Here is a 21,527-nt window from a genome sequence, read left to right as displayed (position 1 = left end):
AGCCTGTGGACATCAATTTCTCAGCCTGGTCGATCCGAAAGCCGGTCCCCGCGATCCTGCTCTTCGTCGTGCTCTGCGTGCTCGGGCTGCTCTCGTTCTCGAAGCTGCCGGTGACGCGCTTTCCCAACATCGACGTGCCGCTGGTCTCGATCACGGTGACGCAGTCCGGCGCCGCGCCGGCCGAACTGGAAAGCCAGGTCAGCAAGCGCGTCGAGGATTCGGTCGCCAACATCGCCGGCGTCAAGCACGTGATGTCGACGCTGACCGACGGCCTGTCGCAGACCATCATCGAATTCCGGCTCGAGGTGAACACCGACCGCGCCGTCAACGACGTCAAGGACGCCATCGCCAAGATCCGGGCCGATCTGCCGCGCACCATCGACGAGCCGATCATCCAGCGCATCGACGTCGAAGGCCAGTCGATCCTGACCTATGGCGCCTCCTCGCCCGGCATGACGCTGGAGCAGATCTCCTGGCATGTCGACGATGTCGTCCGGCGCGAATTGCAGGGGCTGAAGGGCGTCGGCCGCGTCGACCGCTTCGGCGGCGTCGACCGCGAGATCAGGATCTCGCTCGACCCCGACCGGCTGCTGGCGCTCGGCACCACCGCCGGCGAGGTCAACCGCCAGATCCTGGCGACCAATGTCGACCTGGCCGGCGGACGTGGCGAGGTCGGCGGCCAGGAGCAGGCGATCCGCACGCTCGCCGGCGCCCGCACCGTCGCGGAACTCGCCGAGACCAAGATCTCGCTCGCCGGTGGCCGCGAGGTCAGGCTGAAGGAGCTCGGCCGCGTCGAGGATTCCAATTCCGAGCCGCGCTCCTTCGGCCGGCTCGACAAGCGGCCGGTGGTGAGTTTCGCGGTCTTCCGCTCGAAGGGCTCGAGCGAGCTGTCGGTCAAGGACGTCGTCGCCGCCAAGATCGGCGAGCTCAACAAGCGCTATCCCGACATCAAGCTCGCGCCGATCGACGATGCCGTCGCCTACACGCATGGCAACTACGTGGCGGCGATGGAGACGCTGATCGAAGGCGCGGCGCTCGCCGTGCTCGTCGTCTTCCTGTTCCTGCGCAACTGGCGGGCGACGCTGATCACTGCGATCGCCCTGCCGCTCTCGGCGATCCCGACCTTCTGGGCGATGGAGCTGATGGGCTTCTCGCTCAACCTGGTCAGCCTGCTCGGCATCACGCTGGTCACCGGCATCCTGGTCGACGACGCCATCGTCGAGATCGAGAACATCGTCCGCCACATGAAGATGGGCAAATCGCCCTATCGCGCCGCGATGGAGGCGGCCGACGAGATCGGCCTCGCGGTCATCGCGATCACGCTGACCATCGTCGCGATCTTCGCGCCCGTGTCGTTCATGGGCGGCGTCGCCGGGCAGTATTTCCGCCAATTCGGCCTGACCGTCGCGGTTGCCGTGCTGTTCTCGCTGCTGGTGGCGCGTCTGATCACGCCGATGATGGCGGCCTACCTGATGCGGCCGGTGAAGCACCATGACGGCTCGGACGGCTTCATCATGCGCGCTTATGCCGGGTTCCTGCACGGAACCCTGGCAAAGCGGCGGATTCCCGTGCTGCCGCGCTTCGACGGTACCGGCGGCTGGCGCAAGCTGCCGTTCAACACGGCCTATCTGACGCTCGCCGTCGGCTTCTGCTTCCTCTACGGCTCGATCCAGGCGACGCAGCTGCTGCCGACCGGCTTCATCCCGGACGAGGACACCGCCCGCGTCGTCGCCGCCGTCGAGCTGCCGCCGGGCTCGACGCTCGACGACACCCGCGTCACCACCGACAAGATCGTCGACGCGCTGCGCACGATCCCGCAGGTCACGCAGGTCTTCGTGCTCGGCGGCTCCTCGCCGACCGGCCAGCTCGAGGTGCGCCGCGCCGCCGTGACGATCAAGCTCCTGCCGAAGAACCAGCGCGCCGAGCGGCAGAAGGACCTCAAGGTCGTCATCGCCGAGAAGCTCGCGAGCGTGCCCGACGTCCGCGCCTGGTACGTCAACGAGCGCGGCGAGCGCGAGATGGCCTTCTCGATCCTGTCGCGCGACGGCGACGCGCTCGACGAGGCCGTGGCGCGCATCGAGGCGAAGATGCGCAAGGTCGACGGCTACATCAACGTCGCCGCCTCCGGCTCGCTGAGCCGGCCGGAGCTGCGCGTCACGCCCAGGCCCGAGCAGGCCGCCAGCCTCGGCGTCACGCCGGAGGCGATCTCGACGGCGGTGCGCGTCGCCACGATCGGCGACATCGGCGCCAACCTCGCCAAGTTCAACGCCGGCGACCGGCTGGTGCCGATCCGCGTCCAGCTCGACGAGGCCGCCCGCGCCGACATCCGCAACATCTCGGCCCTGCGCGTCACCAACACCAACGGCGTCTCGATCCCGCTCACCGCCGTCGCCGATATCGGCTTCGGCGAGGGGCCGAGCTCGATCGACCGCTATGACCGCGTCCGCCGGGCGACGATCGGCGCCGACCTCAAGCGCGGCTTCGAGCTCGGCACGGCGCAGGACCGCTTCCACGAGATCGTCAAGGAGGTTGGCCTGCCCAACGGCGTCTGGATCGCCGCGACCGGCGATGCCGAGATCCAGGGCGAGGTCGTGCAGGGCTTCATCACCGCGATGGCGACCGGCCTGATGCTGGTGCTGGCCGTGCTGATCCTGCTGTTCGGCTCGGTCTTCCAGCCGATCACGATCCTGCTTTCGCTGCCGCTGTCGTTCGGCGGCGTGGTGATCGCGCTGCTCGCGACCGGAAACCCGGTCTCGATGCCGGTCTATATCGGCCTGCTCATGCTGATGGGCATCGTCACCAAGAACGCGATCATGCTGGTCGACTTCGCGGTCGAGGAGGTGGCGCGCGGCAAGGACCGCCAGACGGCGCTGATCGAGGCCGGGCGCAAGCGCGCGCGGCCGATCGTGATGACCACCATCGCCATGGCGGCGGGCATGCTGCCCTCGGCCTATGGCGTCGGCGACGGCGGCGAGTTCCGCGCGCCGATGGCGATCGCGGTGATCGGCGGCCTGATCGTCTCGACCGTACTGTCGCTGGTCTTCGTGCCGTCCTTCTACACGGTGATGGACGACCTCTCCCGCGCCACCGGCTGGCTCTTCGGCCGCTTCTTCTCGAAGGCCGAGGACGAGTCGGCATGGGAGCCGATCCATGGCGAGGAGACGCCCGGCGAGGCGAGCGCGAAGGCGATGACGCGGCTGCCGCCGCCGAGATTGGCGGCGGAGTGAGGCGAGCGGCGCCACGAGGCGCCATTCCGGGACAGGCCGCAGGCCTATACCCGGAACCTGAACCTCCGGGCTCCTTCATCGGCGCTGCCAAGAACACCGTTTCGTCAGGTACGTTCAGAGGTTCTGAGTCCCGGCTCGCCCCTGCGCGGCGTCCGGGAATGACGGCGGAGGCCGCCGGCACGGGAGGGTGACATGGCCAAGGTGATCGTCTGAAACATCATTGGCCTGGACGGCTATTCTGAGGGCACGGAAAAGTGGGAGCTCTCGCTGCACGAGTATGGCCGGGGCGAGGAGATGGAGGCGGTGAGCCACGATTTCGGCCTGCGCGCCCAGTGCCTGGTCTTCGGCCGCGTCACCCATGACGGCATGAAGGCGCACTGGATGACCGCCGCCGACGGCGAGATCACGCGCTTCATGAACGCCCTGCCCAAGCTCGTCGCCTCGCGCACGATCACGTGCTCGGACTGGAACAGCATGCGGGTGACGGCCGACATCGTCGGCGAGATCGTGAAGCTACGGGCGGCGCCGGGCAAGGACGTCTTCATCTTCGGCAGCGCCGAGCTGGTCGATTCGCTGCTGAAGGCGAACCAGATCGACGAGATGATTTTGGGCGTTGTGCCGGCGCGGCTCGGGGCGGGCACGCCGTTCTTCAAGGAAGGCGGTGAGCGGCGGAAGATGGAGTTGCTGGAGAATAGGGCGTTGAAGAATGGGACGATGATTTTGCGGTATGGGGTTTGAGGTTTGAATTAGGCTTTGACATAGGAGGCGGCTATCGTCGCCTTCTGGCCATATGGCAACGTTGGGGCTGGTAGAACGCCCTAGCCGTGTTATTGGGTAAGGGCACAAGCTTTAGGGGAACCGGGTGGCTGCTCAGTTTGATTTTCAACCAACTACATTGCTGAATATCTTAAAAGATCGCTACCTTGCGGTGCCTCGTTATCAGCGGTCGTATTCATGGACTGATGAAGAGATTACCGATTATTGGTCCGATATAAACAAAGCCATAGCGGAAGGGCGAGACTATTTCATGGGCACGATTGTGCTCTCTTCAGAAGAGGGAGGGGTGTCGCAGTCGATTATTGACGGTCAACAGCGTGTTTCGACTACGACAATCCTCCTTGCTTCAATTCGAGATCAATTTAAGGCAGGAGGTGTGGATGATGCCGCTAACGGTCTACAGAATCAGTTCATTGCTCCTTACGATGTAAACGAATTCGCTCCTAAGCCTCGCATTCGATTGAATACGAGTGATAATAATTTCTATGAAAATCTGATTGTAAAAGGTGATCATCCCCCGCCGACGCTTGATTCCCACAAATTAATTTTGGCCGCAAAGGTTCGATTTGACACTGAGATTAAATATATCGTCGAAGTGAATCCATCTCATTGGAAGAAAAAACTCGCAGATATCGTGGCTTTCTTGACAGATAAGGCGCGGGTTGTCGCAGTCCGTGCTCCAACCGATGCTGATGCCTTCACGATATTTGAAACACTTAACGATCGTGGCGCGGACTTGACCATTGCGGATCTTTTGAAGAACTATTTATTTAGCTCTTCTGGATCGGAAATTGATTTTGTGCAAGAACGATGGATTGAATCTATATCTATTCTTGGACTTTACCAGCCCAATCGTGAATTTGTTAATTTCATGCGTCACTTGTGGAGCTCTAAAAGCGGAGCCACCCGAGAGCGTGACCTCTATCGCAGAATCAAAGATAGGGTACGTACCAAACAAGATGCAGTCGAATTTTCAAAGGAAATTGCGGACGGCGCGAAGTTATATGGAGCGATCTTAACCACAGACAACGAGTTTTGGAAAGATTTCTTAAGCGAGGCAATGCGTTCGGTCGAGCAACTACAAAGTCTCGATTTAGAACAAAATCGACCACTGCTTTTGGCTGTTTTTGCATACTTCTCGAAAGATGAGACCGCCAAGTGCATAAGCTCACTCGTCTCTTGGTCAGTACGGGGTATCGTGGCAGGTGTTCTGGGCGGCGGGCAGGCCGAGCGTTATTATTGTGAGGCGGCGGTCGATATCCGAGAAGGAAAGATTAAAGACACTCCGGCTTTGCTCGCAAAACTCACTCCGCTAGTTCCATCAGATACCGCATTCCGAGAAGCATTTGGCCGTTTTGGTACAGCTAGCGGAAAACTTGCTCGGTACATGCTGCTTGCGGTCGAGCGGCACATGCAAGGTGACGCTGAGCCGGAACTCGTTCCGAACGAAGACTACGATAGCGTAAATCTGGAGCACATACTGCCTAAGAATGCAAAGGTAATTGACTGGCCTCTATTCTCGCCAGAAGAAGTAAACGTGTTTGCTCACAGAATTGGAAATATGACTCTTCTTCGTAAAACTGAGAACGCTAAGATCGGAAATAAAGCTTGGGCGGTGAAGAGGCCAATTATTGCGGCGTCGTCGCTCAAGATAAATAAGACTGTCAGCAGTAATACCGAATGGCGGCGAAACGAGATAGATGTTCGTCAAACCGAGCTCGCCAATATCGCTTTGACTGTATGGTCTCTAAGCTAAGCGGCGGGAAGGGGCTCACCCCTTCCGCACCAACAGCACGGCCGCCAAAATCGCCACCCCGCCAAAGGCCTGCGCAGGCGAGGGCTGCTCCGCGAAGATCGCCCAGGCGGCGAGGACGCTGACCAGCGCCGGGTAGACCATCACCAGCGAGGCGGCGCTGGCGCCGTAATGGCCGAGCGAGAGGGTGATCAGGCCCTGGCCGAGCGCGTGCGAGACGAGGCCGAGTGCGATCACCGCGAGCCAGCCCTGCAGGCTCTGCGGGATGATCGTCTCGTCGAGGATCAGCGCGGTGGCGAGGCAGAAGATGGCGCAGAGCACGCTGGAGATCAGGCCGATGCGGCCGGCATCGGCGAGGTCGCGGGCGCGGCGGATGGCGAGGATGTAGCCGGCATAGGCGATGGCTGCGCCGATCGCCAGCGTATCGCCGAAGGTCCCGGCGGCCGAGGCCGGCGCACCCGAGGCTGCGACGAACTTTGGCAATACCAGCAGCATGGCGCCGCCGAGCGCCAGCATCAGCGCGCCGAGGATGCGCCGCGTCGGCTTCTCGCCGAGCAAGAGCCAGCCGCCGAGCACGACGACGACCGGGGAGAGGTTGCCGAGCAGCGAGGCGTTGGCGATGGTCGTGAAGCCGAGCGAGGCGTTGTAGAGGATGACGTCGACCGCAAAGGCGAGGCCGGCGAGCGCGATCGGTCCCCAGGCGCCCGAGCGCACCGTGCCGTCAGTCGGGTTGCGCCGCTCCAGCGCCATCCAGGCGGCCAGCACCGGCAGCGCGAAGATCATGCGCCAGAACCCGGCCGCGGCCGGGCCGATATCGGCGAAGCGCACGAACACGCCGGAAAAGCCGATGCAGGTCGCGCCCGTCATCAGCGCGAGGAAGATCGCAAGGCTGGGGCCGGCGGGGCGGGTCAGGGCGAGATCTGGCGTGGTCATCGGTTCGATCCGAACTTGAGTCGTCCCCGATATAGTGCGCTTCCATCAATCGGAAAAACGGATTATTCTCATCTCACCATTCGAAAATCCGATGGAGGTGGCGATGGCTGCGCATTTCGACCTGGCGGCTTTGGACATGCTGGTGGCGGTCGCGGAGACCGGCGGCTTCACCGCCGCGAGCGCAAGGCTCGGCCGCACGCAATCGGCGATTTCGGTGCGCATCCAGGACTTGGAAAGCCAGCTCGGCCAGAAGCTGCTGGAGCGCTCGCGCCGCGGCGTGACGCCGACCGACGCCGGCGAGAGGCTGATCGGTCATGCCCGGCGGCTGCTCGCTGTCGAGCGCGAGGCGCTGGCCGAGCTTGGCGGCGAGGCGACCGCCGGGCGGCTGCGCATCGGCATCCCCGACGATTACGTCGACGCCTATCTCAGGCCGCTGATCGCGCGCTTCGCGGCCGAGCATCCGCGCGTCGAGCTGGAGCTGCGCTGCGACCTCTCGAAGAACATCGAGCCGTTGCTCGCCGCCGGCGAGTTCGACCTTGCGGTGGTGACGCAGGATCCGCAGCGGCCGAGGGGCGAGGTGCTCAGGCGCGAGCCGCTGATCTGGGTCGCGGCGCGCGGCCACCGGCCGGAATTGCAGGAGGCGCTGCCGCTGGCGCTGTTCTCCGACGGCTGCCGGGCCCGCCCGCGCATTCTCGCCGCGCTCGATGCGGCCGGGAAGGCGCACCGGCTGGTGTTCTCCTCCTCGCATACGTCAGGCGTGCTCTCGGCCGTCGAGGCGGGGTTCTGCGTCACGGCGATCACCGAGAGCGCGATCCCGCCCGGCCTGCGCCGGCTGGGGGCGGCGGAAGACCTGCCGCCACTGTTCGAGATGTCGGTCGGGCTGATCATCGGGCCGCAGCCGAGCGCAGCCGCGCTGCGCTTCGCCCAGGCCCTGCGCGAGGAAATGGCGGCGCCGAGGCTGGCGGCGTGAGTTTCCTTCCTTCTCCCTCTTGCGGGAGAAGGTGGCGCGTAGCGCCGGATGAGGGGTCGCACTGCCCTTTCCGCTGTCGTGGGACGCCCAACTGCGGTATTGCAGTCGTCGCGCGACCCCTCATCCGTCTCGGCTTCGCCGATCCACCTTCTCCCGCAGGGGGAGAAGGGACGCGTGCCACATTGCCCTGCCGCTTACCTGCGACTACTGAGACAGCATGAAATTCCTCGACCAGGCCAAGATCTATGTGAAGGCGGGAGACGGCGGCGCCGGCTGCGTCTCGTTCCGCCGTGAGAAGTTCATCGAGTTCGGCGGGCCCAATGGCGGCGATGGCGGGCGCGGCGGCGACGTCGTGGTCGAATGCGTCCAGGGCCTTAACACGCTGATCGACTTCCGCTTCCAGCAGCATTTCAAGGCCAAGATCGGCGAGCACGGCATGGGCAAGGACCGGCACGGCGCCAATGGCCAGGCCATGGTGCTGAGGGTGCCGCCGGGCACGCAGATCCTCGACGCCGACGACGAGGGCGAGACCCTGATCGCCGACCTGACCGAGCCGGGCCAGCGCTTCGTGCTGTGCAAGGGCGGCAATGGCGGCTTCGGCAACGCCTATTTCAAGACCGCGACCAACCAGGCGCCGCGCCATGCCAATCCCGGCCTGCTCGGCGAGGAGCGCTGGGTCTGGTTGCGCCTGAAGCTGATCGCCGATGCCGGGCTCGTCGGCCTGCCCAATGCCGGCAAGTCGACCTTCCTGGCCACCGTGACCGCGGCGAAGCCCAAGATCGCCGATTATCCGTTCACGACGCTGCATCCCGGCCTCGGCGTGGTCCGGGTCGACGCGCGCGAGATGGTGCTCGCCGACATTCCCGGCCTGATCGAGGGCGCGCATGAGGGCCATGGTCTCGGCGACCGCTTCCTCGGCCATGTCGAGCGCTGCCGCGTGCTGCTGCACCTGGTCGAGGGCACCAGCGAGCATGCCGGCAAGGCCTACAAGACCGTGCGCCAGGAACTCGCCGCCTATGGCGAGGGGCTCGACGAGAAACCCGAGATCGTGGCGCTGTCGAAGGTCGACGCGCTCAGCCCCGAGCTGCTCAAGGAGCAGGTGGCACGGCTGAAGCGGGCGGCCAAGAAGACGCCGATCGTGCTGTCCTCGGCCTCGGGCGAGGGCGTCGAGGCCGCCTTGCGCGCGCTCTTCGCCGTCGTCGAGGAGGCGCGGGTGGAGGAGGCGCAGGAGAATGCGCCGGTGCTGGAGACCGGCTGGCGCCCTTGATTCGAAGGGTGTGAACAGCCGTTCCTTGTCATGTATGAATCGTTTGTGCCGTATTTCACGAAGCGCTCTTAAGATCGCGCGCAGTCAAAGGGGTGGATACACTCGTGGATTCGAAGCTTACCTCACTTGCAGTCCTTCTCGGTCTCGCGCTCAGCGCTCCGGCCTTCGCGCAGGCGCAGCGCCCGGCGACGAATGCCCAGGCCCAGCCCGCTCCCGGCAGCGTCTCGCAGCCGGACAACACCACGGCGAGCTATGGCGACTGGACCTATCGCTGCCAGCAGGGCGTCGGCACGCGGGTTTGCGAGATGGTGCAGACGCTGGTCACCAACCAGCAGCAGCGCACCCCGGTCGCGCTGATCGCGATCGGCCGGCCGACCCGCAACGAGCCCTACAAGCTGGTGGTCCAGGTGGCGCCGAACGTCGCGCTCGGCCCGAATGCCGGCGTGCGCGCCGCGCTCGGCGAGAAGGACGAGGGCACGCTCGCGGTGTTCCAGCGCTGCCTGCCCGGCGGCTGCTTCGGCGAGGTCAACCTGACCGAGGACCTGCTGAAGCGCTGGCGCGCTTATAGCGAGGCCGGCCAGCTGCGCTATCTCGACGGCGCCGGCCGCCCGGTGGCGCTGCCCTTCTCGTTCCGCGGCTTCGCGGCTGCGGCGGAAGCGCTCTCGCGCGAGCCCTGATCCAAGGATCAGAGGCCGTCCGAATAGGACGGCCCTTCGGCGAATTGCAGCCGGTGCAGCCGGGCATAGGTGCCGTCATGCGCGAGCAGCGCGTCATGGCTGCCGGTCTCGACGATCTTGCCTTCTTCGAGCACGACGATGAGATCGGCCTCGCGCACGGTCGAGAGGCGGTGGGCGATCACCAGCGTGGTGCGGTTCTTCATCAGCTCGGCCAGGGCCTGCTGCACCAGGCGCTCGGATTCGGTGTCGAGCGCGCTCGTCGCCTCGTCGAGCAGCAGGATCGGCGCGTCCTTCAGGATGGCGCGGGCGATGGCGATGCGCTGGCGCTCGCCGCCGGAGAGCCTGGAGCCGCGCTCGCCGACCTGCGAGGCGTAGCCTTCCGGCATGGCCATGATGAAGTCGTGCGCGGCGGCGCCCTTGGCGGCGGCGACGATCTCGTCCTCGCTCGCGCCCGGCCGGCCGAAGGCGATGTTGGCGCGCACGGTATCGTCGAAGAGCACGACGTCCTGGCTGACCACGCCGATCTGGCTGCGCAGGCTGGTCAGGGTGACGTCGCGCAGGTCCTGGCCGTCGATCTCGATGCGGCCGTCGGTCGGATCGTAGAGGCGCGGCACCAGCGCGAGCAGGGTCGACTTGCCGGAGCCGGAACGGCCGACCAGCGCGGTCATCTTGCCGCCCTGCGCGACGAGGTCGATGCCCTCCAGCGCGCGGGCCTCGTCGCGGTAGCGGAAGCGCAGGTGGCGGAAGGCGACCTCGCCCGGGCCGACCTCGAGCGGCTTGGCGTCGGGGCGCTGGGTGATCAGCGGCTTTTCGTCGACCAGCGCGTAGTAGCGTTTCAGCGAGGCCCCGGCCTCCTGGACGATGGCGTTGAGGTTGCCGAGCGAGCGCATCGGCTGCGCTGCCAGCAGCAGGGCCGAGACGTAGCCGGTGAAATCGCCGACCGTCGAGCTGCCGGAGGTGATGCGCACGCCGATCGCTGCGAGCACGCCGGCAACGGCAATGCCGCCGGCGACCTCGAGCAGCGGGTCGAGTCGGCCGCGGGCGTTGGCGGCCTTCATCTTGAGGGCGCGGATGGTCTCGAAGGCAGCGGCAGCGCGAGCCTTGAGATAGGGCTCGAGCGAGTCGGTCTTGGCGACGCGCGCGCCCTGCAGGCTCTCGGTGACGAGCCCGGCCATCAGGCCGGTCTGCTCCTGCTGCGACAACGCCATGCGGCGCAGCTTCTTACCGATGCTGCCGATCGGCCGGGCGACGACCGGCGCGATCAGCAGCACGACCAGCGTCATCTGCCAGTCGATCCAGAGCATGGCGCCGACCAGCGCCATCGCCGTCACCACATCGCGCACGGCGATGTTGATGATCCGGGTCAGCGCCTCCTTGACGAAGGTGAAGTCGGTGGTGAAGCGCTGGGTGAGGGAGGCCGGGTTCTCGCGCTGGAGCTGGGCGAGATCGGCATCGATCAGGTGCGCGTAGAGCGCGCTCTGCATGTCGGCCTCGATGCGGCTGACGACGCTGTTGGTCATCACCGTTTGAGACAAGAGGGAGAAGCCCTTGATCGCGGTGACGATGACCACGACGATGGCGACCGCGTTGACAACGCCGATCTCGATGCCGATCGATTTCGAGACCAGCCGCTCGGCGCGGCGGACGAAGCCGGTCGACTCGGCCGTCAGCGGGTCGGCGAAGGCGTCGAAGGCCGCCTTGATCAGGATCGGGTAGAAGCTCGTCGTCGCCGCAATGACGATGACGAGCCCGAGGATCATCGCCATTTGCGGGAGGTAGGAGCTGATGCGCTCGCGCCAGACGCGGGCGAAGAGCGCGAGGGTATCGTCGGTGACGCGGCCGAGCTTCATGGGGCGCGACCTACCATGACGGACGGAGAGACGCCATAAGGATAGGCGCGTGCCGTTCCGCTCGATCCGGTCTTGCTCGCGACACGAACCTGACGTCCCATGGCCGCATCTGATTCACCAAACTATCGAGAGCCCATGTCATTATCGCCGCCGGCGCAGCCCGGCCAAAGCTTCGCCGAGATCGACACCCCCGCCCTGATCCTCGATCTCGACGCCTTCGAGCGGAACCTCGTCGCGATGGCGGCCTTCACCCAGGCTCATGGCGTCAGGCTGCGGCCCCATGCCAAGACGCATAAGAGCCCGCAGATCGCGCTGCTGCAGATCGCCCATGGCGCGGTCGGGCAATGCTGCCAGAAGGTTTCGGAGGCGGAAGTCCTGGTCAATGGCGGCGTCGGCGACGTGCTGGTGACCAACGAGATCGTCGGCCCGGGCAAACTCGACCGGCTGGCGAAGCTGGCGCGCAACGCCCGGATCGGCCTCTGCGTCGACCATCCCGAGGGCGTGCGCGAGGCGGCCGAGGCTGCGGCGCGCCATGACGTGATCCTCGACATCCTGGTCGAGCTCGATGTCGGCGGGCGGCGCTGCGGCGTCGCGCCGGGCGAGGCGGTGCGGATCGCCGAGATGGTGGCGCGCAGCAACACGCTGCGCTTCTCCGGCCTGCAGGCCTATCACGGCTCGGCCCAGCACATGCGCTCGATCGACGAGCGGCGCGAGGCGGTCGAGCGCGCCGGGCTGCTCGCGCGCACCGCCGCGGATAAGCTGGCGCATGCCGGGCTCGGCTGCGAGATCATCAGCGGCGCCGGCACCGGCACGCATGAGCTGGAGAGCCAATCCGGCATCTGGAACGAGATCCAGGCCGGCTCCTACATCTTCATGGACGCCGACTATGCCCGCAACCGCCAGGCCGACGGCACGCCGTTCCGCACCTTCGAGCACTCGCTGTTCGTCCTGACCAGCGTGATGAGCAAGCCGGTGCCGGACCGCGCCGTGGTCGATGCCGGCCACAAGGCGGCGGCGATCGACTCAGGGCTCCCGACGCCGTGGCAGCGCGACGGTGTGGTCTACACCAAGCCCTCCGACGAGCATGGCGTGCTGACGGGCGATCCGATCGCGCTGCCGCATCGCGGCGACAAGGTGCTGCTCGTTCCCGGCCATTGCGATCCGACCGTGAACCTGCACGACTGGTATGTCTGCGTGCGCGGCCTCAACAGCCCGGACGCGCATGTCGAGACGCTCTGGCCGGTGGCGGGCCGCGGCGCCCTGACCTGAGCGGGCATGATCTTCGCCGAGCTCGCGCTCTACCTGACGACCCCGGTCGACCGGACGACGCGCAGCCTCGGCCTGCTCTGGGAGAGCATCACGCTCTGGTCGCGCGGCGTGCGCCACCGCCGGCTCTGGGCCGAACATCATGCCAACTGCCAGGCGGTCGTGACCGGGGCCATGGCTGGGCTCAAGCAGCGCCGAAAGGTGCTGGTGCTCGGCTCCGGGCTGGTGCGCGACGTGCCGCTTGACCGGCTCTGCGAGGCCTTCGAGGAGGTCGTTCTCGTCGATGCCGTGCACCTGCCGCTGGTGCGGCTGCGCATGGTGCGGCGGCCCAAGGTCAGGCTGGTCACGCGCGACCTCACCGGCATCATGCCCTGGCTCGCGGGCAAGGTTGAGGGACGGAGCGATCCGGTCGCCGATTTCGTCGCCGACGAGGCGATCGACCTGGTGATCTCGGCCAACCTGCTGTCGCAGCTTGCCTGGCCGGTCGAGGATTGGCTGGAGAAGGAAGCGGCGCGCGCGCCGCGCTTTCCTGCCGACCTGCCGCGGCGCTGCGTCGCCTGGCATCTGGAGGATCTCAGGCGCTTCAAGGGCCGCGTCTGCCTGCTCAGCGATGTCGAGATGATCGAGCGAGACCGGTCCGGGGCGATCACCGACCGGCTCGACCTGACGCGCGGCGAGGCGTTGCCGGCCCCGGACGAAAGCTGGGACTGGGTCGTCGCGCCGTTCGGCGAGGCGGCCAGGGACCGGGACTATGTTCACCGCGTCTGCGCGTGGCGAAACGTCTTCCCTTCTCCCCTTGCGGGAGAAGGTGGCCGCGCAGCGGTCGGATGAGGGGGCGCGCGACGCTTTAAGCACTTGCTGCTCATGAAACGGTAGAATTGAGGGGGCGGCGCGACCCCTCATCCGTCTCGGCTTCGCCGAGCCACCTTCTCCCGCAGGGAGAGAAGGAAGACAGCTAGCGATTCAGGCGCACGGCTCCGCTGGCGGCCAGATCATAGCCGCTCAGCTCGCGCGCTCGCGTCACCATCGCCTCGCCGCGCATCCAGGCGAGCAGCTTTTGCGGGCCGGGCTCGAAATAGGTCCGTCGACGCATCACCAGGTCGACATGCTCCCAGACCAGTGGCAGGAAATCGAGGCCGAAGGCGGTGGCGATGGCGCGCGAGGCGATGCCGCAATCGGCGCGGCCGGTGCGGATCGCGAGCGCCAGATCCTGGCCGGTGGCGGAGACGCTGTCGGCGGCGACCATCGCGCTGAGGGGAATCTCCGCCCGCGCGATTAGGCTGGTCAGAAGCAATTGGGCCCCGGCGCCCTGCTGGCGGCGGGCGAAGCGGGCGCGCTTCGCGATGGCCGAGGCGATGCCCTCCAAGCCGAGCGGGTTGCCGGCTTGGACCAGCAGGCCCTGCTCGCGCCGGGCGAAGGCGATCACCACGGCATCGTGGAGCGCGACCGAGGCACGGATCGCCACGACATTGGCGGCATCGTCATCGGGTGTGGCGTGAAGATGGATTGCCGCGATCGCGACCTCGTTGCGCAGCAGCCGGTCGAGCCCAGCCTGGGAACCCTCGGCCAGCAAGGCATGGCCGCAGCCGGATTCGCGTACCGCGATTTCCAGGAGCGAATCCTGGCTGCCGCCGACGATGGGTGGGGGGCTGGCCGATTGCAGGCCCTCTGGGTGAGCCAGGCCCGCCTCGAGCCAGCGGTCGAGCGCCGCACGCGGGAAGAGCCACTTGCCGCTCACCTTGGTGCAGGGCACAGCGCCATGCGCGACCAACTCATAAAGCTTGCGCTCCTTGAGCCGGAGATAGGCGGTCGCTTCCTCGGTGGTGAGGTAAACGTGCTCCTGCACAGACCTGCGAATTCCTGCTTCCAGTCCAAAATTAGCTTTTTGTCGCATTGAATTCTAGAAATCACAAGTGTTTGCAATGTCCTGGGCAGGGACGCGCGCGTGGACTTCGGAGCAATTTTTCAGGCAGCCTTCGCGCTGATGGTGGGGCTGGACCCGGCCTTCCTGGCGATCGTCGGCCTGTCGCTGCGGGTGACGCTGACCGCTGTCCTCATCGCCGCGCTGATCGGCCTGCCGCTGGGCGCGGCGCTGGCGCTGGCGCGCTTTCCGGGACGGGCCGTGGTGATCGTTTGCCTGAACGCGCTGATGGGGCTGCCTCCGGTCGTGGCCGGGCTCGTCGTCTTCCTGCTGCTGTCGCGCTCCGGCCCGCTCGGGCCGCTCGGGCTGCTGTTCACGCCGACCGCGATGATCGTGGCGCAGGTCATCCTGGTCGTGCCGATCGTGATCGCGCTGACCCGGCAGATCGTCGAGGACCTCTGGGCCGAATACCGCGACCATCTGCGCTCGGTCGGGCTGGAGGGACTGCGCGCGATCCCGACCTTGCTCTGGGACGGGCGCTTCGCGCTCGCGACCGCGCTGCTCGCCGGCTTCGGCCGGGCGAGCGCCGAGGTCGGGGCGGTGCTGATCGTCGGCGGCAACATCGCGGGCTACACCCGCACGATGACGACGGCGATCACGCTGGAGACCTCGAAGGGCGACCTGCCGCTGGCGCTGGGGCTCGGCCTCGTCCTGATCGCGCTGACGCTGGCGATCAATGCCATCGCCTTCGGCGCGAGCCGCATCGGCGCGCGCTATGCGGGGTGAGCGCCATGCGTGACATCGCCTCGATCCTGCCGCTCAGCGTCGACCGCGTCAGCTTCACCGGCGAGGGCCGCAAGCTCGTCGATGTGGTGAGCTTCGCCGTGCCGGCCGGCGGCCTGACCGTGCTGCTCGGGCCCAACGGCGCCGGGAAATCGCTGACGCTGAGGCTCTGCCATGGTTTGCTGAAGCCGAGCGCGGGCGAGATCGCCTGGGCCAATGGCGCGGCCGGGCGGGTGAAGCGCCATGCCATGGTCTTCCAAAAGCCGATCATGCTGCGCCGTTCGGTCGAGGCCAACATCGCGCATGCGCTGGCGGCGGCCGGCATCTCGGGCATCGAGCGCCGGCAGCGCTGCGGCGCGGCGCTTGACCGCTTCGGCCTGGGCGAGCGCGCCGCGCAGCCGGCGCGTCTGCTTTCGGGCGGCGAGCAGCAGCGGCTCGCGATCGCACGCGCCTGGGCGCTCAGGCCCGAACTGCTCTTCCTGGACGAGCCGACCTCGCAGCTCGACCCGGCGGCGACGCGGCAGATCGAGGAGCTGCTCTCCGGCCTCGTCGCGGAAGGCATCACCGTGATGATGTCGACCCATGATCTCGGTCAGGCCAAGCGCCTCGCCAACCGCGTGCTCTTCCTGCATCGCGGCCGGCTGGTCGAGGACCGTCCGGCCGCCGATTTCTTCGCCGGGCCGCTCGCGCCCGAGGCGCGGGCCTTCCTCGCGGGCGAGCTGATCTGGTGACCACCGTTCCAACCAAGAACCAACTGGGGAGATGTCCATGACCGCAATCGATCGCCGCCTTCTGCTTGCCGCCGGGTTCTATGCCGGGCTCGCCGGCCTCGCGCTGGCGCAGGCTCCGGCTGCAGCTCCGCCAGCCACCACGGCCGCGCCGGGCGAGACCCGCTTCATCACGGTGTCCTCGACGACCTCGACGCAGGATTCCGGCCTGTTCGGCCATATCCTGCCGCTGTTCAAGGCCAAGACCGGCATCGAGGTCCGGGTCATCTCGCAGGGCACCGGCCAGGCGCTCGACACCGGCCGGCGCGGCGATGCCGACGTCGTCTTCGTGCATGCGCGGGCGCAGGAGCTGAAATTCGTCGAGGAGGGCTTCTCGCTCGAGCGCAAGCCGGTGATGTACAACGATTTCGTGCTGATTGGCCCGAAGGGCGATCCGGCCGGCATCGCCGGCACCAAGGACATCGCGGCGGCTCTGGTCAAGGTCCAGGAGAGGGCTGCGCCCTTCGTCTCGCGCGGCGACAAGTCCGGCACGCATATCGCCGAGCTGGCGCTCTGGAAGGTCGCGGGCGTCGATATCGAGGCCAAGAAGGGGCCGTGGTACCGCGAGATCGGCCAGGGCATGGGGGCGGCGCTGAACAGCGCCAACGCGATGGGCGCCTACGTGCTCTCCGATCGCGGAACCTGGCTCTCCTTCAAGAACCGCGGCGATCTCGTCATCTCGGTGGAGGGCGACAAGCGCCTGTTCAATCAGTACGGCGTGATGTCGGTGAACCCGGCCAAGCACCCGCATGTGAAGTTCGACGACGGCAAGCTCTTCGTCGACTGGCTGACGAGCCCGGAGGGCCAGAAGGCGATCGCCGACTACAAGATCGACGGGCAGCAGCTCTTCTTCCCGAACGCGCAACAGGCGGGGGCGTGACGGCGGTAGGCGCTATGCCGGCCGAGTCGGCCTGATGGCGGGAGCCGATCCAGAGCGGGCGCCGGTTCTGCTCCATGCTGCCGGCAGCCTGCGTGCGGGGCTGAGCGACGTGGCGCAGGCTTTCGAGGCCGCGACCGGCGTCGTGGTGACCCCTGTCTTTGGCGCGTCCGGCTTGCTGCGCGGGCGAATCGAGGCCGGCGAGGCGGCAGAGGTCTTTGCCTCGGCCGATTTCGGCAATCCGGATGCGCTGGCCCGCGCCGGGCGCTCCGGGCCGGTCGTGCTCTTCGCCCGCAACGAACTCTGCGCCTTCCTGCGGCCCGGGCTGTTGGCCACGGCGGAGAGCTTGCTGGCGCGCATGCTCGACGGGGAGATCAAGCTCGGCACCTCGACGCCGAAGGCGGATCCCTCCGGCGACTATGCTTTCGCGGTCTTCCGGCGAGCCGAGGCCGTGAAGCCCGGCGCGAGGGCTGTGCTCGAAGCGAAGGCTCTCCAACTCACCGGCGGTCCGAACTCGCAGCGCGGCCCGGAGGGCTGCAATCTCTATGGTCACATTCTGGCGAGCGGACAGGCCGATATTTTCCTGACCTATCGCACCAACGCGATAGCTTTGGCCAAGGAGCAGCCGGGCGTGAGCATGGTTCGGCTCTCGCCGGCGCTGGCGGTCGGTGCCGAATACGGGCTGACCGTGCTGAACGAGGCCTCGCCAAACGCCTGCCGTTTCGCCATGTTCATCCTCTCGCGCACCGGGCAGGAGATCCTGGCGAAGCACGGCTTCGCCGCGCCGCTGCTGCCGCGCGAGGGAGCGAACTGACGAGGCGGGCAATGGACTGGCAGGCGACGCGACCGGGCGAAACCGCCTCACCACTGCCCGGGCGGCAGGACGCGCATCTCGTCTTCATCGGCCGGTTGCGCACGCCCTTCGCCTCGCGCGACCAATGCCCGAAGCAAGGCGACGCCGAGAACGGCCCGCCCTGCCGCGTCGAGCTCGATGAGCCCTTCTGGCCGGCTCTGGCCGGGATCGAGGCCTTCGCGCATCTCGACCTGCTCTACTGGATGCATCAGGCGCGGCGCGACCTCCTGACCCAGAACCCGAAATCTGGCGCGCAAACCTTCGGCACCTTCGCCTTGCGCTCGCCGGCGCGGCCCAATCCCATCGCCGTGTCGCGGGTGCGGCTCCTCAGCGTAGAGCCTGGCGCGCTGGTCGTGCGCGGGCTCGACTGCCTCGACGGCACGCCGCTGGTCGACATCAAGCCGAACCGCTGCCCGCATTCGCCTAAAGCAGAGACCGTAGTCACCGAAGCTCCTCCCTTCCCCCTTGCGGGGAAGGGCATGGGGATGGGGGGCGAACGACCGGGTGATCGCTCACCAGGCGGAACGCCCCCCACCCCTCTCCCCTCCCCACAAGGGGGAGGGGAAGCGCGCGCTGAACATATCGGGAGAATGGCATGAACGCCGTTTCACGCCGCTCGGTTCTGGCCGGTATCGCATCCATCGCCATGCCGCGCATCGCGCGGGCCGCGACGGTGCGCGATGGCGCCGGGCGCGAGGTCGTCATTCCCGCCAGGGTCGAGCGCGTCTTTCCCGCCGGGCCGCCGGCGGCGATCATCCTCTACACGCTGGCGCCGGACCTGCTGCTCGGCTGGCCGCGCGCCAACCGGCCGGACGAGCTGCCGTTCCTGCTGCCTGGTGTCGGCGACAAGCCGGAGGTCGGCCGCATCACCGGGCGCGGCAACAGCGCCAATCTCGAGGCGGTGCTCAGCCTGAAGCCCGACCTGATCGTCGATGCCGGCTCGACCGGAAAGACCTATGTCGATCTCGCCGCGCGCGTGCAGGAGCAGACCGGCATTCCCTATGCCCTGCTCGACGGGCGCTTCGACCAGATTCCAGCGAGCTACCGCATCCTCGGCCAGCTCATCGGCCGCAGCGAGCGGGCGGAGACGCTGGCCCGCTGGTGCGAGACCACGATGACGACGATCGTGCAGCGGATCGCGAAGATACCCGCCGAGCAGCGCCCCTCCGTCTATTATGCACGCGGGCCACGCGGGCTGGAGACGGGGCTGGGCGGCTCGATCAATGTCGAGACGCTCACCTTCCTTGGCGCGCGCAATGTCGCTGATACGCCGGGCAGCGGGCTCGCCAATGTCTCGCTGGAGCAGGTGATCGCCTGGAATCCGGACGTGATCGTCACGATCGACCTCAGCTTCGCCGAGAGCGTGCGCAGCGATCCGGCCTGGGTCGAGATTCGGGCCGTGCGCGACGGGCGCGTCTACCTCTCGCCGAAGCTGCCCTTCGGCTGGGTCGATTTCCCCCCCTCGGTCAACCGCATGATCGGCCTGTGGTGGCTGGCGAAGATCCTTTACCCCGAGCAGTTCCCGGAAGACATCCGGCCATTGGCGCGCGAGTTCCACACGCTGTTCTACCAGGTGACACCCACCGACGCCCAACTCGACCGCATCCTGTCGGGGCGGGGTTGAGGGAGATGCCTTCATTCACTGCTAGCTTCCCCTCGCCGTACCCTCCGCCGTCATCCTGGGCGACCGTAGGTCGGCCCGGGATCAATCGTAGAGTGCGGAGCCTTACGATGGATCCCGGAGCTCCGCTTCGCTGCGTCCGGGATGACGGCGTGTTTCTGCGCCATATGTTTCGATCCTGAAGCCGATGCCGCCATCCCCCTTGCGCGGAAACCTGATCGCCTTCGGCCTCCTGGCGCTCGCGGTGCTGCTCGCCTTCGGGTTCGGGCGCTTTCCGGTCGGACCTTCCGAGCTTGGGCGGCTGCTCTGGGCCGGGTTGAGCGGGCAGCCATCGGGACTGCCGCCGCAGGTCGAGACCGTGATCTGGAACATCCGCGGGCCGCGCGTGATCGCGGCCCTGCTCTGCGGCGCGGCGCTCGCGGTGGCAGGCACCGCCTTCCAGGGTCTGTTCCGCAACCCGCTGGTTTCGCCCGATATCCTCGGCGCCTCCTCGGGTGCGGCGTTGGGAGCCGTGATCGGCATCTATTTCTCGCTCGGCATCATCGGCATCCAGTTCGCCGCCTTCGCCGGCGGGCTGGTCGCGGTTGGCGCTGTCTATGCGATCGGCTCGACCTTGCGCCGGGGCGACCCGGTGCTCGTGCTGGTGCTGACCGGCGTCGTCGTCGGCTCGCTGCTCGGAGCCGGGATCGGGCTCGTGAAGTACTGGGCCGACCCGTACAACCAGCTGCCGGCCATGACCTTCTGGCTGCTCGGCAGCCTCGCCGGCACGGCCAAGCCCGACCTCGTGCCGCTGCTTGGGCCGGTGCTGCTCGGCTCGGCGGTGCTGGTGGCGCTGCGCTGGCGCATGAACGCGATGTCGCTGCCGGAGGAGGAGGCGCGCGCGCTTGGCCTGAATACCGGGCCGCTGCGCGTCGCCATCGTCGCGGCTGCGACCCTGGTGACGGCGGCGAGCGTCGCGGCGGCGGGGATCATCGGTTGGGTCGGGCTCGTCGTGCCGCATCTGGCGCGCTTCCTGGTCGGGCCGGATTTCGGCCGGCTGGTGCCGACAGCGGCGGTGCTCGGCGGCGGCTACCTGCTGATCATCGACACGCTGGCGCGGACCGCCGCCCCGGTCGAGACGCCGCTCGGCATCCTGACGGCGGTTATCGGCACGCCCTTCTTCATCTGGCTGCTGGCCTCGGCGCGCGGGGGCTGGTCGTGAGCCTGAGCGCTGGCGGCCTCGCCTACGGCTATCCCGAGCGCCAGATCGGCAGCGAGATCGAACTCGACCTCAAGCCTGGCGAGGTGCTCGCCCTGCTCGGGCCGAATGGCAGCGGTAAGACGACCTTGCTCAAAACCCTGCTCGGCCTGCTGCCGCCAAAAGGCGGGGTGCTCGCGCTCGACGGCAGGCCGCTGGCCGGGCTGTCCATCGCCGAGCGGGCGCGGGCGCTCGGCTACGTGCCGCAGGCCCATGCCGGCACCTTCGCCTTCTCGGTGTTCACGGTCGTGCTGATGGGCCGGACCGCGCATGGCAGCGTCTTCGCCGCGCCGTCCGGTCATGACCGCGCGATCGCGATGGCGATGCTGGAGCGGCTCGGCGTCGCGAAGCTGGCTGATCGGCCCTACACGCAGATCTCCGGCGGCGAGCGCCAGCTCGTGCTGATCGCCCGGGCGCTGGCGCAGGAGCCGCGCTACGTCATCCTGGACGAGCCGACCGCGAGCCTCGATTTCGGCAACCAGGGCAAGGTCATGGTCGAGATCAGGCGGCTCGCGGCCGAGGGGCTGGGCGTGCTCTTCACTACGCACGACCCCAACCAGGCGCTGCGCTACGCCGACCACGTTCTGATGATCCGCGACGGGCGGGTGCTGGCGGCGGGCAGGGCAACGGAGCTGCTGGTGCCGGAGCGGCTGGAAGAGCTTTACGGCGTCGGGATCGAGACGATCAGGGACGGCGAGGGGCGGGTCGCGTTCCTGCCGGGTGCGTGAGCCCGTATGAGCGATCGGCCTGGCGATCCCAGCCATCGAGGCGATGAAAATCCGTCATCTCGCTATGGAATGATCAACCA

18 protein-coding genes and 1 pseudogene are annotated in these 21,527 nt (G+C 67.1%); 16 read left to right on the top strand and 3 right to left on the bottom strand.

Annotated elements, in window-relative coordinates:
- Positions 1 to 5: 5 nt before the first annotated feature.
- From DWF00_RS05285 to DWF00_RS05275, 3 genes are all read left to right on the top strand, one after another.
- A complete protein-coding gene (locus DWF00_RS05285) occupies positions 6 to 3,227 on the top strand; it encodes an efflux RND transporter permease subunit (RefSeq protein ID WP_181832831.1) in 3,222 nt (1,073 codons plus the stop codon).
- 294 nt (positions 3,228 to 3,521) lie between these two features.
- Complete coding sequence (locus DWF00_RS05280) at positions 3,522 to 3,965, top strand: dihydrofolate reductase family protein (protein ID WP_342769081.1); 444 nt, start codon at positions 3,522 to 3,524, stop codon at positions 3,963 to 3,965.
- A 124-nt stretch (positions 3,966 to 4,089) separates the two neighbouring features.
- Positions 4,090 to 5,760, top strand: a complete 1,671-nt coding sequence (locus DWF00_RS05275; protein ID WP_114831724.1) for a DUF262 domain-containing protein — start codon at positions 4,090 to 4,092, stop codon at positions 5,758 to 5,760.
- Between the two features lie 15 nt (positions 5,761 to 5,775).
- On the opposite strand, the gene DWF00_RS05270 is transcribed toward DWF00_RS05275, so the two are convergent.
- Positions 5,776 to 6,690: a DMT family transporter gene (locus tag DWF00_RS05270; protein WP_114831723.1), complete on the bottom strand. Its 915-nt coding sequence runs from the start codon at positions 6,688 to 6,690 to the stop codon at positions 5,776 to 5,778.
- Between the two features lie 103 nt (positions 6,691 to 6,793).
- On the opposite strand from DWF00_RS05270, the gene DWF00_RS05265 reads away from it, so the two are divergent.
- The 3 genes from DWF00_RS05265 to DWF00_RS05255 all read left to right on the top strand — a co-directional run bounded on the left by DWF00_RS05265 (position 6,794) and on the right by DWF00_RS05255 (position 9,604).
- Complete coding sequence (locus tag DWF00_RS05265) at positions 6,794 to 7,660, top strand: LysR family transcriptional regulator (protein WP_114831764.1); 867 nt, start codon at positions 6,794 to 6,796, stop codon at positions 7,658 to 7,660.
- 217 nt (positions 7,661 to 7,877) lie between these two features.
- Positions 7,878 to 8,927 (top strand): GTPase ObgE, encoded by a 1,050-nt coding sequence (gene obgE / locus DWF00_RS05260; RefSeq protein WP_114831722.1) that lies wholly within the window; start codon positions 7,878 to 7,880, stop codon positions 8,925 to 8,927.
- A gap of 104 nt (positions 8,928 to 9,031) precedes the next feature.
- The gene (locus tag DWF00_RS05255; RefSeq protein WP_181832830.1) at positions 9,032 to 9,604 is read left to right on the top strand and encodes an invasion associated locus B family protein; all 573 of its coding nucleotides are present in this window, start codon (positions 9,032 to 9,034) and stop codon (positions 9,602 to 9,604) included.
- A gap of 8 nt (positions 9,605 to 9,612) precedes the next feature.
- On the opposite strand, the gene DWF00_RS05250 is transcribed toward DWF00_RS05255, so the two are convergent.
- Positions 9,613 to 11,454 carry an ABC transporter ATP-binding protein gene (locus tag DWF00_RS05250; RefSeq protein ID WP_114831720.1) on the bottom strand — a complete coding sequence of 614 codons (1,842 nt, stop codon included), beginning with the start codon at positions 11,452 to 11,454 and terminating at the stop codon, positions 9,613 to 9,615.
- Between the two features lie 135 nt (positions 11,455 to 11,589).
- On the opposite strand from DWF00_RS05250, the gene DWF00_RS05245 reads away from it, so the two are divergent.
- Together DWF00_RS05245 and DWF00_RS05240 are read left to right on the top strand one after the other, a co-directional pair.
- The gene (locus DWF00_RS05245) at positions 11,590 to 12,723 is read left to right on the top strand and encodes a DSD1 family PLP-dependent enzyme (RefSeq protein ID WP_114831719.1); all 1,134 of its coding nucleotides are present in this window, start codon (positions 11,590 to 11,592) and stop codon (positions 12,721 to 12,723) included.
- Positions 12,724 to 12,729: 6 nt separating this feature from the next.
- Positions 12,730 to 13,551 carry a hypothetical protein gene (locus DWF00_RS05240; RefSeq protein ID WP_114831718.1) on the top strand — a complete coding sequence of 274 codons (822 nt, stop codon included), beginning with the start codon at positions 12,730 to 12,732 and terminating at the stop codon, positions 13,549 to 13,551.
- A 124-nt stretch (positions 13,552 to 13,675) separates the two neighbouring features.
- Here the strand turns inward: DWF00_RS05240 and DWF00_RS05235 are convergent, their stop codons facing one another.
- Positions 13,676 to 14,566: a helix-turn-helix transcriptional regulator gene (locus tag DWF00_RS05235; protein ID WP_245973755.1), complete on the bottom strand. Its 891-nt coding sequence runs from the start codon at positions 14,564 to 14,566 to the stop codon at positions 13,676 to 13,678.
- A 138-nt stretch (positions 14,567 to 14,704) separates the two neighbouring features.
- Between DWF00_RS05235 and DWF00_RS05230 the strand changes: the two genes are divergently transcribed.
- The 8 genes and pseudogenes from DWF00_RS05230 to DWF00_RS05195 all read left to right on the top strand — a co-directional run bounded on the left by DWF00_RS05230 (position 14,705) and on the right by DWF00_RS05195 (position 21,447).
- Positions 14,705 to 15,367, top strand: a complete 663-nt coding sequence (locus tag DWF00_RS05230) for an ABC transporter permease (protein WP_114831716.1) — start codon at positions 14,705 to 14,707, stop codon at positions 15,365 to 15,367.
- Between the two features lie 5 nt (positions 15,368 to 15,372).
- Complete coding sequence (locus DWF00_RS05225) at positions 15,373 to 16,095, top strand: ABC transporter ATP-binding protein (RefSeq protein WP_114831715.1); 723 nt, start codon at positions 15,373 to 15,375, stop codon at positions 16,093 to 16,095.
- A 37-nt stretch (positions 16,096 to 16,132) separates the two neighbouring features.
- On the top strand, positions 16,133 to 17,011 hold the full coding sequence (locus tag DWF00_RS05220; RefSeq protein WP_114831714.1) for an ABC transporter substrate-binding protein: 879 nt from the start codon (positions 16,133 to 16,135) through the stop codon (positions 17,009 to 17,011).
- Positions 17,012 to 17,045: 34 nt separating this feature from the next.
- On the top strand, positions 17,046 to 17,822 hold the full coding sequence (locus DWF00_RS05215; RefSeq protein WP_114831713.1) for a molybdate ABC transporter substrate-binding protein: 777 nt from the start codon (positions 17,046 to 17,048) through the stop codon (positions 17,820 to 17,822).
- Between the two features lie 11 nt (positions 17,823 to 17,833).
- Positions 17,834 to 18,292, top strand: a pseudogene (gene tsaA, locus DWF00_RS05210) (tRNA (N6-threonylcarbamoyladenosine(37)-N6)-methyltransferase TrmO); the annotation flags it as partial.
- A 164-nt stretch (positions 18,293 to 18,456) separates the two neighbouring features.
- On the top strand, positions 18,457 to 19,485 hold the full coding sequence (locus DWF00_RS05205; protein ID WP_114831712.1) for an iron ABC transporter substrate-binding protein: 1,029 nt from the start codon (positions 18,457 to 18,459) through the stop codon (positions 19,483 to 19,485).
- A 184-nt stretch (positions 19,486 to 19,669) separates the two neighbouring features.
- Entirely contained in the window at positions 19,670 to 20,683 is a 1,014-nt protein-coding gene (locus tag DWF00_RS05200; RefSeq protein WP_114831711.1) for a FecCD family ABC transporter permease, read from the top strand.
- A complete protein-coding gene (locus DWF00_RS05195; protein WP_114831710.1) occupies positions 20,680 to 21,447 on the top strand; it encodes an ABC transporter ATP-binding protein in 768 nt (255 codons plus the stop codon). Before DWF00_RS05200 ends, DWF00_RS05195 begins: the two co-directional genes overlap by 4 nt.
- Positions 21,448 to 21,527: the final 80 nt, after the last annotated feature.

This window comes from Allobosea caraganae, assembly GCF_003351345.1.
Classification (GTDB): domain Bacteria; phylum Pseudomonadota; class Alphaproteobacteria; order Rhizobiales; family Beijerinckiaceae; genus Allobosea; species Allobosea caraganae.
This window is presented reverse-complemented; position numbering and strand designations above follow the sequence as displayed.

What these genes read in the sequence shown, in the direction of transcription:
- DWF00_RS05280 (WP_342769081.1), top strand. Translation starts at nt 3,522, where the DNA reads ATGGAGGCGGTGAGCCACGATTTCGGCCTGCGCGCCCAGTGCCTGGTC.
- DWF00_RS05270 (WP_114831723.1), bottom strand. Translation starts at nt 6,690, where the DNA reads ATGACCACGCCAGATCTCGCCCTGACCCGCCCCGCCGGCCCCAGCCTT.
- DWF00_RS05265 (WP_114831764.1), top strand. Translation starts at nt 6,794, where the DNA reads ATGGCTGCGCATTTCGACCTGGCGGCTTTGGACATGCTGGTGGCGGTC.
- obgE (WP_114831722.1), top strand. Translation starts at nt 7,878, where the DNA reads ATGAAATTCCTCGACCAGGCCAAGATCTATGTGAAGGCGGGAGACGGC.
- DWF00_RS05250 (WP_114831720.1), bottom strand. Translation starts at nt 11,454, where the DNA reads ATGAAGCTCGGCCGCGTCACCGACGATACCCTCGCGCTCTTCGCCCGC.
- DWF00_RS05245 (WP_114831719.1), top strand. Translation starts at nt 11,590, where the DNA reads ATGTCATTATCGCCGCCGGCGCAGCCCGGCCAAAGCTTCGCCGAGATC.
- DWF00_RS05240 (WP_114831718.1), top strand. Translation starts at nt 12,730, where the DNA reads ATGATCTTCGCCGAGCTCGCGCTCTACCTGACGACCCCGGTCGACCGG.
- DWF00_RS05230 (WP_114831716.1), top strand. Translation starts at nt 14,705, where the DNA reads ATGGTGGGGCTGGACCCGGCCTTCCTGGCGATCGTCGGCCTGTCGCTG.
- DWF00_RS05225 (WP_114831715.1), top strand. Translation starts at nt 15,373, where the DNA reads ATGCGTGACATCGCCTCGATCCTGCCGCTCAGCGTCGACCGCGTCAGC.
- DWF00_RS05220 (WP_114831714.1), top strand. Translation starts at nt 16,133, where the DNA reads ATGACCGCAATCGATCGCCGCCTTCTGCTTGCCGCCGGGTTCTATGCC.
- DWF00_RS05215 (WP_114831713.1), top strand. Translation starts at nt 17,046, where the DNA reads ATGGCGGGAGCCGATCCAGAGCGGGCGCCGGTTCTGCTCCATGCTGCC.
- DWF00_RS05205 (WP_114831712.1), top strand. Translation starts at nt 18,457, where the DNA reads ATGAACGCCGTTTCACGCCGCTCGGTTCTGGCCGGTATCGCATCCATC.
- DWF00_RS05200 (WP_114831711.1), top strand. Translation starts at nt 19,670, where the DNA reads ATGCCGCCATCCCCCTTGCGCGGAAACCTGATCGCCTTCGGCCTCCTG.